Origin of the sequence: Rhodoplanes elegans (assembly GCF_016653355.1) — a bacterium.
Lineage (GTDB): Bacteria > Pseudomonadota > Alphaproteobacteria > Rhizobiales > Xanthobacteraceae > Rhodoplanes > Rhodoplanes elegans.
Window position 1 is genome coordinate 1 of the sequence record NZ_NHSK01000275.1, and the last position, 12,065, is coordinate 12,065.

General features: G+C 71.7%; 7 protein-coding genes. 5 read left to right on the forward strand and 2 right to left on the reverse strand.

Features of this window, described 5'->3' with window-relative positions; genetic code table 11:
• The first annotated feature begins 438 nt into the window (after positions 1 to 438).
• The 5 genes from CCR97_RS28535 (at position 439) to CCR97_RS28560 (ending at position 8,746) form a co-directional block, all read left to right on the forward strand.
• Positions 439 to 1,155, forward strand: coding sequence for a L,D-transpeptidase (locus tag CCR97_RS28535; RefSeq protein ID WP_111360056.1), 717 nt, complete (start codon positions 439 to 441; stop codon positions 1,153 to 1,155).
• 147 nt (positions 1,156 to 1,302) lie between these two features.
• Positions 1,303 to 2,046: a DUF2865 domain-containing protein gene (locus tag CCR97_RS28540; protein ID WP_170146064.1), complete on the forward strand. Its 744-nt coding sequence runs from the start codon at positions 1,303 to 1,305 to the stop codon at positions 2,044 to 2,046.
• A gap of 330 nt (positions 2,047 to 2,376) precedes the next feature.
• Positions 2,377 to 3,213: an ImuA family protein gene (locus tag CCR97_RS28545; protein ID WP_146618934.1), complete on the forward strand. Its 837-nt coding sequence runs from the start codon at positions 2,377 to 2,379 to the stop codon at positions 3,211 to 3,213.
• Positions 3,101 to 3,683, forward strand: a 583-nt coding sequence (locus CCR97_RS28550) for a Y-family DNA polymerase (RefSeq protein ID WP_207199613.1), incomplete at its 3' end; no start/stop codon positions are given. The genes CCR97_RS28545 and CCR97_RS28550, both read left to right, overlap by 113 nt.
• 1,247 nt (positions 3,684 to 4,930) lie before the next feature.
• Positions 4,931 to 8,746 carry a helix-hairpin-helix domain-containing protein gene (locus tag CCR97_RS28560; RefSeq protein WP_201160117.1) on the forward strand — a complete coding sequence of 1,272 codons (3,816 nt, stop codon included), beginning with the start codon at positions 4,931 to 4,933 and terminating at the stop codon, positions 8,744 to 8,746.
• Between the two features lie 176 nt (positions 8,747 to 8,922).
• Here CCR97_RS28560 and pdeM read toward each other — a convergent pair whose 3' ends face one another.
• Positions 8,923 to 9,615, reverse strand: coding sequence for a ligase-associated DNA damage response endonuclease PdeM (gene pdeM / locus CCR97_RS28565; RefSeq protein ID WP_111359797.1), 693 nt, complete (start codon positions 9,613 to 9,615; stop codon positions 8,923 to 8,925).
• Positions 9,616 to 9,692: 77 nt separating this feature from the next.
• A partial coding sequence (locus CCR97_RS28570) for a ligase-associated DNA damage response DEXH box helicase (RefSeq protein WP_201160118.1) occupies positions 9,693 to 12,065 on the reverse strand: 2,373 nt, incomplete at its 5' end.

Here is a 12,065-nt window from a genome sequence, read left to right on the forward strand (position 1 = left end):
GGTTCGATGGAACGACGGGCGGGGCACCATGCTCACCCACGGCCTGACCTGGCCCAGGGGCTCCCGGGCTCCCGCCCGTCACCGCGGCCCGCAGACTACGCGAGTCGCGACAATCAGAGTTACAAGGGGGTGCCGAGGCCGACGGGGTTCATCGAGAGCGCGGCATCCCCTCACCCGGAGCTCGCGCTGTCGTGCGAGCCCCGACCTCTCCCCGCTGGGGAGAGGTGAAAGAGAGTGCGAAGCGGCGTTGACGGGCTTTCGTGAGGAGACGTGGGGCTCGTCCGCTCGTCACGTCACAGCCCCATCTGATCACGTCGCGGTTCCCGACTTTCTGCGATCGCTTTAACGGATGCTTAATTTTCTTCCTTAACGGCCGGGAACTCTTTCGCGCCTCGCCGGTTGTCTCGGCGGCAGTCAATGCCGGGGAACAACAGGGGGATGGACATGGCTCGCTCCGCGAAGCTCTCTCTCGTCATCGGTGCGGTCGCCCTCGGAGTCGCCGGCCTCGTCGCCGCGCCGGCCAAGGCCGATCCGCTGTCGCTGTTCGCGCCGGACGGCTATCGCTCCTCCTCGATCGACCGCTACATCCGCGACGACCGGGTCGAGGACGCCGCGCCGCGGGCCAGCGCGCCGGCGCATCTGCGCCGCCAGGTCGTGTCCTATGCGGGCTCCGAGGCGCCCGGCACCATCATCATCGACACGCCGAACACCTACCTCTACCTCGTCATGCCGGGCGGCAAGGCAATGCGCTACGGCATCGGCGTCGGCCGCGAGGGCTTCACTTGGTCGGGCGTCGAGCACATCACCCGCATGGCCGAGTGGCCGGACTGGCACCCGCCGGCGGAGATGATCGCCCGTCAGCCCTACCTGCCGCGCTTCATGGCCGGCGGCCCCTCGAACCCGCTCGGCGCCCGCGCCATGTATCTCGGCTCGTCGGTCTATCGCATCCACGGCACCAACGCCCCCGACACCATCGGCCAGCGCGTGTCGTCGGGCTGCATCCGGCTCGCCAACGAGGACGTGATCGACCTCTACGGCCGGGTGAAGACGGGCGCCAAGGTGGTCGTCATGCCGATGTCGTCGCGCGGCGTCGCCGGCATCTCGGGCCCGGCGTCCCGCACGGCCGACACCCGGGCCGGCGCCCGCATCAACTGATCCTTTTCACGTCGGCGGCGGGGTCCTCGGGCCCCGCCGCTCGCCTGTCCGACGCCTCGTCCTTTTCGATGATTGCTTGTCGCCCGCGCGCCCCGCGTGGGCTTTTCGGCGACCGCGATGCCCTCTCGATCCAAGACAGCCTTCTGGATGCGTCTGCTTCCGGCCGCCGTCGTGCTGCTCGGCGTCGCCGCGCCGCTGTCCGCGACCGCCCAGTCCCGCGCCCCCGCTTCGACACCCGCTTGGACGCCGGCGTCGCCCGGCGGCGTGTTCGAGAGCATCTTCGGCACCGGCGCCCCGTTCGGGCGCGGGCCGGCGCGCGCCGCCCCGGTGATGGCCTATGCGCCGCCGACCGGCGGGGCAGGGGGGCCGGGCGAGGCCGGTGCGCCGCCGCCGGGCGTGACGCTTCCGGAGGCCGCCCCGGCCGTCACGGCCTATTGCGTGCGCCTGTGCGACGGCCGCTTCTTCCCGCTGACCGCGCCCGCCGCGATCTCGCCCGCCAAGCTGTGCAACGCCTTCTGCCCGGCGAGCCGCACCAAGGTGTTCGAGGGCGCCGGGATCGACCAGGCGGTCGCCCCGGACGGCAGCCGCTATGCCGGGCTGTCGACCGCGCACCGCTATCGCAAGGAGCTGGTCGACGGCTGCACCTGCAACGGCCGCGACGCCTTCGGGCTCGCCAAGGTCGACATCGCGAACGACCCGACGCTGCGGGCCGGCGATGTGGTCGCGACGCGCGACGGCCTCAAGGTCTACCAGGGCGCCGGTGGGACGCGGCACCGCGCCGCCGACTTCACGCCGCTCCGGCGGTCGACGCTGGTCTCCGCCGACATCCGCAGCAAGCTGCGCAACCTCAAGGTCGCCAAGGATTTCGGCACGCCCAAGCGCGGGCTGTGAGGGCCAGCGCGCCGTCATGCGCGGGCAATGGCCGGCCGGCGCCGAGCCGAGGCCGAACCTCTCCTCATTTAAGACCAATCTTCCCCAACTCAGACTCGTCATGCGCGAGCTCGACCCGCGCATCCATCACCGAAAAAAGAGCTTTTTCAGAAGCTTGATGGATTGCCGGGTCGAGCCCGGCAATGACGGGGACAGTGGGAGACGGCGCAGGCTGGTATAACGATTCATCAACCCTCTCCGCGCTTCCCGGACCGCGTGCCCGACCGTCCTTGACTCGCGTCGGGCTTTCCGGAATCCATAAGAACATATCAGGAACACAGAGGGCCGATCGTGACCATGCCGCCCCGCGATGCGGGCGAGATCTTGCGTGCGCTCCGCAGCCGGGTGGCCGTCCTCGAGGCGCACCGGCCGGTGCCCGCGGACGCCGCCGATTCGGTGCTCGCCCTCGGCGTGCCGGAGCTCGACCGGGCGCTCGGCGGCGGGATCTCGCTCGGCGCCCTCCACGAGATCGTGCCGGCGTCGCCGCGCGACCTCGCCGCCGCGGCCGGCACCGTGCTGGCGCTCGCCGTGCACGCGCTCGGAACGGTGCGCCGCTTCGCCCGCCGCGAGGTCCTGTGGATCCAGGCCGATCTCGCCGGCCGCGAGGCCGGGCGGCTCTACGGTCCCGGCGTCGCGGCGCTCGGCCTGTCGCCGGCCCGGTTGGTCGAGGTGGCGGTGGCGAGCGAGCGGGACGCCGCCTTCGCCATGGAGGAGGCGCTGGCGTGCCGCGGCCTCGCCGTGGTGGTCGGCGAGTTTTTCGACGACCGCGCCCTCGATCTCGTCGCGCTGCGCCGCCTGTCGCTCGCCGCCGCGGCCGGCGGCGGGCTCGGCCTGCTGCTGCGCCACCGGGCGGAGGCGCTGGCGAGCCCGGCCGCCACCCGCCTGGAGATCGCCGCCGCGCCCGGCCTGCCGGACGGCTTCGGCGGCCTCGGCCAGCCGGCCGTCTTCCTCTCCGTCCTGCGGAATCGCCGCGGCCCGACCGGCCGCTGGCCCCTCGTCTGGGATCATCATGAGCATGTCTTCCGCGAGCCCGCCCGGCGCGACGCGCCGGTTCCTCTCCCTGTGGCTGAGGCGCCTGTCGACCGACCGGATTCTTCGCAGCACGACCCGGCCCGCCGGGCCGGGTGAGGCCGCGAGGGCGGCCGGCCACGACGCCGCACTGGTCACCGCCGAGACGGTGAAGTCGGCGCAACGCATCGCCGCTCTGAACGACGCCGCGCAAAAACTCGGCCTCACCGTCGGCACCACGGTCGCCGACGCCCGCGCCCGTCATCCCGGACTCGTGGTCGTGCCGCACGATCCGGCGGCCGACGCCGCGCTGCTCGACGCCGTCGCCGAGGCCTGCGACCGCTTCACGCCGCTGGTGGCGCTCGATCCGCCCGAGGGGCTGGTGCTCGACATCACCGGCTGCGCCCATCTGTTCGGCGGCGAGGCGGCGCTCGCCGCCGCGCTTCACGCCCGCCTCGCCGCCGGCGGCCTGTCCGCCCGCCTCGCCGTCGCCGACACGCCGGGCTGCGCGTTTGCCGTGGCGCGATACGGCGGGTTCACCTCTCCCCGCGCGCGGGGAGAGGTCGGATCGCGCAGCGATCCGGGTGAGGNCGCTGCGCGATCCGACCTCTCCCCGCGCGCGGGGAGAGGTCGGATCGCGCAGCGATCCGGGTGAGGGGGCGTCGCCCCACCCGTTGCTTCTCATTCCCCCCGGCGGCCAGGACGCCGCCCTGGCGCCGTTGCCACTCGCGGCGCTGCGGCTGCCCCGAGACATGGCGGCCTCGCTCGCCGAGGTCGGGCTGAAGCGCATCGCCGATGTCCTCGCGCTGCCACGCGCCACGCTGGCGGCGCGCTTCGACGGGCTTCTGGACGCGCTCGATGCGGCGCGCGGCCTCGCCGAGGTGCCGATCTCGCCGCGCCGGCCGCTGCCCGCCTGCGTCGCCGAGCAGAATTTCGCCGAGCCCGTGCTGCTGGAGCGCGACGTGCTGGCCACGCTGGAAACCCTCGGCGGCCGGCTCGCCCGGGTGCTGGAGACCCGCGGCGAGGGCGCCCGCATCCTCGAGGCGGCGCTGTTCCGAACCGACGGGCGAGTGGTGCGCATTTCGGTCGGCACCGGCGCGCCGCTGCGCGATCCCGCCCGGATGGCGCGGCTGTTCGCCGACCGGCTCGCCGTCGGCGACCCCTGGGATCCCGGCTTCGGCTTCGACCTGGTGCGGCTCGGCGCGCTTTTGACCGAGCGCAGCGAGGCGCGCCAGGCCGGGCTCGACGTCGAGGGCGCGCTCGGCGATCCCGCGGCCGAGCTCGCACATCTGGTCGATCGCCTGTCGGCCCGCTTCGGCGCCCGCCGCGTCACCCGCCCGGTGCTGCGCGACGCACACGTGCCCGAGCACGCCGTCGTCGCCCGGCCGGCCCAGGTGGTGAGGGTGGCGGGGGTGGGGGGACGGCCCGGGCTGTTCACCTCTCCCCGCACCCCCGCGCGCGGGCAGAGGGTCTTCGAGGCCGCCGCCTGTGACGATCCCGACACGCTCGCCCCCTCACGTCCGCTGCGGCTGCTGGAGAAGCCGGAGCCGGTCGAGGCCATCGCCGAGGTGCCGGACGGGCCGCCGCTGCGGTTTCGCTGGCGGCGCGTGCTGCACGAGGTTGCCGCCGCGGAGGGGCCGGAGCGCATCGCGCTCCCCTGGTGGCGCGACGCCGACGGCCGCGCGCTCACCCGCGACTATTTCCGGGTCGAGTGCCGGGTCGGGTTTCGCGCCTGGCTCTATCGCGAAGGCCTGTTCGACCGCGAGACGCCGCGCCCGCGCTGGTTCCTGCACGGCCTGTTCGGGTGAGGCGATCGGGTGAGCCGATCGAGTGAGTCATGACCGCCTATGCCGAGCTCGCCGTCACCACCAACTTCTCGTTCCTGCGCGGCGCCTCGCATCCCGAGGAGCTGGTCGTGCAGGCGAAGGCGCTCGGCCTCGCGGCGCTGGGCGTCGCCGACCGCAACTCGGTCGCCGGCGTGGTGCGGGCCCACGAGGCCGCCAAGGAGCACGGCGTGCGGCTCGCCGTCGGGGCGCGGCTCGTCTTCGCCGACGGCACCCCCGACATTCTCGCCTATCCGCGTGACCGCGCCGCCTGGGGCCGGCTGACCCGGCTCCTGACGCTGGGCAAGCGCCGCGCCGGGAAGGGCGAATGCACGCTCCATCTCGACGATCTGATCACGTCGGCGGAAGGGTTCAACCTGATCATCTTGGCGGAGGAGCGGTGCGGCACTGTCCGGAGCCCGTCATGCGCGGGCTCGACCCGCGCATCCATCGCAGGAAGGGCGGTCTCGCGAAAGGGATGGATGGCCGGGTCGAGCCCGGCCATGACGGAGCGGAACGGTGGAGGGCAGGCGATGCGCCACGGCGCCTTGTTGTCGTCCCTCCGCGACGCCGGCGCCCGTGTCTGGCTCGGTGCGACCATGCGCCGGCACGGCGACGACGCGCGAAGACTCGCGCGGCTCGCCGCGCTCGCGGCCGAGACGCGGACGCCGCTGATCGCCGTCGGCGACGTGCTCTATCACGTCCCCGAGCGGCGGCCGCTGCACGACGTGATCACCTGCGTGCGGGAGCACACGACGCTCGACGCCGCCGGCCGTCTGCTCGCACCCAATGCCGAGCGGCATCTGAAATCGCCGGACGAGACGGCGCGGCTGTTCCGTGCCGCGCCCGAGGCGGTGGCGCAGACGCTGGTGTTCCTGGAAAACTGCCGCTTCTCGCTCGATGCGCTCGCCTACGATTACCCGGACGAGGTGCGCGAAGGATTTAAAACGCCGCAGGACGCGTTGATCGCCTTCACCGAAGAGGGCGCGGCGCGACGTTATCCGGACGGCGTGCCGCCGAAGGTGAGGCACGCGCTCGATCACGAATACGCGCTGATCGGCACGCTCTCCTACGCGCCGTATTTCCTCACCGTGCACGACATCGTGCGCTTCGCGCGGTCGCGCGGCATCCTCTGCCAGGGCCGCGGCTCGGCGGCGAACTCGGCCGTCTGCTACTGCCTCGGCATCACCGAGGTCGACCCGGCACGCAGCGATCTCCTGTTCGAACGCTTCGTCTCGGCCGAGCGACGCGAGCCGCCCGACATCGACGTCGATTTCGAGCACGAGCGGCGCGAGGAGGTCATCCAGTATATATACAATCGTTATGGCCGCGCCCGCGCCGGCCTCGCCGCGACGGTGATCTGCTATCGCGGCCGCAGCGCGATGCGCGACGTCGGCAAGGTGTTCGGCCTCACCGAGGACGTGATCGGCTCGCTCGCCGGCACGCTGTGGGGTTTTTCACGCGAGGCGCTGTCGAGCGAACATGCCGCGCGCGCCGGCTGCGATCCCGCCGACCCGCGACTGGCGAGCGCGCTCGCGCTGGCGCGCGAGCTGACCGGCTTCCCGCGCCATCTCTCCCAGCATGTCGGCGGCTTCGTGATCACGCGCGGCCGCCTCGACGAGCTCGTGCCGATCGAGAACGCCGCCATGGAGGACCGCACCGTCATCGAGTGGGACAAGGACGATCTCGACACGCTGAAGATCCTCAAGATCGACGTGCTGGCGCTCGGCATGCTGACGTGTCTGAGACGCGCGCTGGATTTTCTGCAGACGCATTACGGGGAGAGCTTCTGCGGCAGGGCCCCCGCCTTCCCTCTCCCCGCTCGCGGGGTCGCGCTCTCGCGCGACAAGAGGGTGGCTCGCCTCGAAGAGGCGAGTCGGGTGAGGGGGCCTCTCGTGGATACGGCGACGCCCCCTCACCCGACGTCCGCGCTGATCGCGCGAACGTCGACCTCTCCCCGCGCGCGGGGAGAGGTGAACGAGGCGCCGCCTTCAGCCCCCACTCGCCTCGACCTCTCCGTCATCCCGGCCGAGGACGAGGCCGTGTACCGGATGCTGTCGCGGGCCGATTCGGTCGGGGTGTTCCAGGTCGAGAGCCGCGCCCAGATGACCATGCTGCCGCGGCTGAAGCCGCAGGCGTTCTACGACCTCGTCATCGAGGTGGCGATCGTGCGGCCCGGCCCGATCCAGGGCGACATGGTGCATCCCTATCTGCGCCGCCGGCAGGGGCTGGAGCCGGTGACGTTCCCGTCTCCTTCGCCGGAGCACGGTCCGGCCGACGAGCTGGGACAAGTGCTGGGCAAGACGCTCGGCGTGCCGCTGTTCCAGGAGCAGGCGATGCGCATCGCCATCGTCGCGGCCGGCTTCACGCCGAGCGAGGCCGACCAGCTCCGCCGCGCCATGGCGACGTTCCGGCGCGTCGGCACCATCAAATATTTCCGGGCCAAGCTGATCGACGGCATGGCGGCACGCGGCTATCCGCGCGACTTCGCCGAGCGCTGCTTCAATCAGATCGAAGGGTTCGGCGAGTACGGCTTTCCGGAGAGCCACGCGGCGAGCTTTGCCCTGCTCGTCTATGCCTCGGCCTGGATCAAGTGCCGCTTCCCGGACGTGTTCGCCGCGGCCTTGTTGAACAGCCAGCCGATGGGCTTCTACGCCCCGGCCCAGATCGTCCGCGACGCCCAGGAGCACGGCATCACGGTGCTGCCGATCGACGTGAGCTTTTCGGATTGGGACAACGGGCTGGAGTCCGTTTCAGATCATGCAGCCTCGTCATGGCCGGGCTCGTCCCGGCCATCCACGCGTTTGCTTTCGGAAGCGCCCCAAGACGTGGATGCCCGGGACGAGCCCGGGCATGACGGGACAGAGGGTGTGGCGACGAGCACGACACTTCCCCTCCATCCCCGCCACGCCGCGATGGCCGGCGATAGTCTCTCCACCCATGTGGTGCGGCTCGGCTTCCGTCAGATCTCCGGCCTGAAGGAGGAGGACGGACGGAAGATCGCGATCGCGCGGAAAAACGGATACGACTCCATTCGTGATCTGTGGTTACGCACGAGGCTCTCGCCGGCCGTGCTCGAAAGGCTCGCCGAGGCGGATGCGTTCCGCTCGCTCGGGCTCGACCGGCGGCAGGCGCTGTGGGCCGTGCGGGCGCTGCGCCGCGCCGGCGACAAGGACGACCTGCCGCTGTTCGCGCGGGTCGCGACGCCCGAGCAGGAGCCCGACGTCGCACTGCCGCCGATGTGGCTCGGCGAGCACGTCGTCGCCGACTATCGCCACCTGCATCTGTCCCTCAAGGCGCATCCGGTGTCGTTCCTGCGCGCCGATCTCGATCGCCGCCGTGTTCTTCCGAACGAGCGCCTCGCCACGCTGCCGTCGGGCCGGCGCGTCAGCGTCGCCGGCCTGGTGCTGGTGCGCCAGCGGCCCGGCACCGCGAAGGGCGTGATCTTCGCGACCCTGGAGGACGAGACCGCGGTCGCCAACGTGATCGTCTGGCCGCAGGTGTTCGAGGTGTTCAGGCCGATCGTGCTCGGCGCGCGGCTCGTCGCCGTCACCGGCCGGCTGCAGAACGAGCAGGGCGTGATCCACGTCGTCGCCGAACGGCTCGACGATCTCACGCCGCTTCTGAAAAAGCTCGCCGAGGACGCCGGCTGCATCGAGACGCTGGCGCGCTGCGACGAGTTCAAGCGGCCGATCCCGGAGCACCGCCAGCCGGTGCGCGCCGGCGCGTCGCTCGCCGTGCTGTTGCGCGAGGCGCCCGATCTCGGCGACGACCTCGCTCCCGCGGCCCGCGTCCGCAGCGCCATGCCGAAGGGGCGGAATTTCCGGTGAGGTCCGAGCGGTGCGCCGACACGTCGACTACACCCCTCATGGTGAGGAGCGATCCGAAGGATCGCGTCTCGAACCATGTGGCCCCCAAGACCGCGGGCCGCCCCCGCCCTTCGAGACGGCCGCTTCGCGGCCTCCTCAGGACGAGGGCGGAGAGAGGTCGGCCACCGCCGTGCCTCTCACCCGACGCAGCGGCTCGCCGGGAACGTGAACAGCTTGCTGTCGCCGATCAGGTGGGCCGCGAACTCCGCCCCGTCGAACACGGTCGCGAAGGCGGCGTGGCGGATGTTGAGGCCGCCCGTGAACGCCCCGAAAGCTGGCATCACCAAGCGGCGGCCGTCGGTCGCGAAGCAGCGCCGCGTCAGGCTGCGGCCGCGCTGGACGACGCGGGCGCACGGGTGCAGGTGGCCGGCGATCTCGCCCGTGATGCCGGGCCCACCCGGCTCGTGGCGCAGCACCAGCGGCCCGTCCCGCACCTCGCGCGTGAACGTGCCGCCGAGGTCGCGGGCCGGGGCGGGATCGTGATTGCCGGCGATCCACACCCAGTCGCGCCTGCGCTGGAGCGATGCGAGATGCGCGCGGTCCTCCGGCGTCAGCCGCTCCGCGCCGTCGCGATCGTGAAAGCTGTCGCCGAGCGCGACGACGACGGCCGGATCGTAATAGGCGACCACCCATGCGAGCCGCTCCAGCGTCTCGGCGGTGTCGAAGGGCGGCAGCAGCGCACCGCGCAGCGCGCAGGCCGAGCCCTTCTCCAGATGCAGGTCGGCGACCAGCAGCATGCGCCGCTCGGGCCAGTAGAGCGCGCCGGACAGATCGGCGACCAGCGAGACGCCGGCGACCGAGAGTGCGGCGGCGCTGGCCTGGCGTGCGATCGCCTCGCGATCGCGCCCGCCACCGCCCCCGCTTTCCCCGCATGTGATCACATCCGCCGTCGCGGCGGTTCGTGCCCTCACCCCATCGCCTCCCTGACCAAATCCGCCTCGGCTTCCATCAGCAGCGCTTCGGACGCTTCGCCGTGGACGGACTCGCGGCCGATCTCCAGCATCACCGGAACGGCGAGCGGAGACACGCGTGGCAGCGGCACGTGGACGATTCGCCCCCTCACCCGAGAGAGCAGCAAACCGAGCCGACGGATGTCAAGCAGCCCGGTCGCGGCCTCGGCCTGGGCGGCGCGCAACAACATGTGATCGGGTTGGTGCTTGCGCAGCACGTCGTAAACGAGGTCGGTCGAGATCGTCACCTGCCGGCGGCTCTTGTCCTCGCCGCCGGTGCGCCGCTCGATCAGGCCGGCGATCACGGCGCATTGCCGGAAGGTGCGCTTCATCAGGGCCGATTCGGCGAGCCAAGCGTCGAGATCGTCGCCCAGCATGTCCTCGTCGAACAGCGCGTCGAGCGAGAGCGCGCCGCGCTTCACCGCGAACGACAGATCGCCGAGTCCCCACACGGCGAGCGCGTACTCGCTGGCGACGAAGCCGAGCGGTCTTTGGCGCGCCCGCTCGAGACGCCGTGTGAGCAGCATGCCGAGCGTCTGATGCGCGAGCCGCCCCTCGAACGGATAGCAGACGAGGTAATGCTTGTCGGTGCGCGGGAACGTCTCGACCAGCAGCTCGCCCGGCTTCGGCAGGCGCGAGCGCAGCCGCTGCAGATCGAGCCAGTCGTGCACCTGATCAGGAAGCCGTCGCCACGTCGCAGGCGCCGCCAGCATGTCGCGCACCCGTTCAGCGAGATAGGTGGAGAGCGGGAACTTGCCGCCCGCATAGACCGGGACCTTGGGATCCTCCGCGTGCGCGCGCGACACATAGGCCGAGTCCTCGGCGAGCGCCTCGTAGCGCAGCACCTCGCCGGCGAACAGGAAGGTGTCGCCCGGCACCAGCCCCTCGATGAAATACTCCTCCACCTCGCCGAGGAGCTTGCCGGCGCGCCCGACCACGCCGGCATGGCCACGCGTCGCCGCGCCGCGCGCCCGCACCAGCCTGATCTTGATCATCGGCTCCTCGACGATGGTGCCGACATTGAGCCGATAGCGCTGCGCGACGCGCGGATGGGTGACGCGCCAGCGGCCGTCGGCGCCTTTCCGGATCTTGGCGAAGCGCTCGTAGGCCTTCAGGGCGTAGCCGCCGGTGGCGACGAAATCGACCACGGCATCGAAGTCCTCACGTCTCAGATCCGCGTAAGGCGCGGCGGCGCGCACCTCCACGAACAGATCGTCGGACGCGAACGGTGCCGCGCAGGCGCAGCCGAGCACGTGCTGGGCCAGCACGTCGAGCGCGCCGGTGCGCAAGGGTGGCGTGTCCTGGGCATTCTCGGCCACCGCGTCGATGGCGGCGCGGCATTCGAGAACCTCGAACCGGTTCGCCGGCACCAGCACGGCGCGCGACGGCTCGTCGAGCCGATGGTTGGCGCGGCCGATGCGCTGCGTCAGTCGCGACGCGCCCTTCGGGGCGCCGACATTGATCACCAGATCGACGTCGCCCCAGTCGATGCCGAGATCGAGCGACGACGTGCACACGATGGCGCGCAGCCGCCCCTCGGCCATCGCGGCCTCGACCTTGCGCCGCTGGGTGACGTCGAGCGAGCCGTGATGGAGCGCGATGGCGTGGCCGTCCTCGTTGATGCGCCACAGCGCCTGGAACAGGAACTCGGCCTGGCTGCGCGTGTTCACGAACACCAGCGTGGTCGTGTGGCGGCCGATCAGATCGTAGATCTCGGCGAGTGCGTGGGCGGCCGAGTGGCCCGACCACGGCAGATGCTCGGCGGTGTCGAGCATCGTCACGATCGGCGCGGCGCCGCCGGCCGCTTGAACGATCTCGGCCTGGATGGTCGCGGGCTGGACGATCTCGGGCTCGACGATCTCGGCGTGCGTGCCGCCGCCGCGCTGCGGCACCAGGAATCGCGAAAGCTCCTGCGGGTCCGCCACCGTCGCCGAGAGGCCGACGGTCGTGAGACCCGGCGCCGTCGCGAACAGTCGTGAGAGACCGAGCGAGAGCAGGTCGCCGCGCTTCGACGTGACGAGCGCGTGCAGCTCATCGAGCACCACGCGGCGCAGCGAGCCGAACAGATAGGGCGCGTCGGCGCTGGCGAGCAGCAGCGCGAGCTGCTCGGGCGTGGTGAGCAGGATGTCGGGCGGATCGCGGCGCTGTCGCGCCCGCCGGCTCTGCGGCGTGTCGCCGGTGCGCGTCTCGATGCGCACCGGCAGTCCCATCTCGGCGACGGGCCGCTCGAGATTGCGCGCGATGTCGACGGCCAGCGCTTTTAGAGGCGAGATGTAGAGCGTGTGGAGGCCGCCGCTCCGCTGTTTGGACGAAGCGAAGAGCCCCCCACC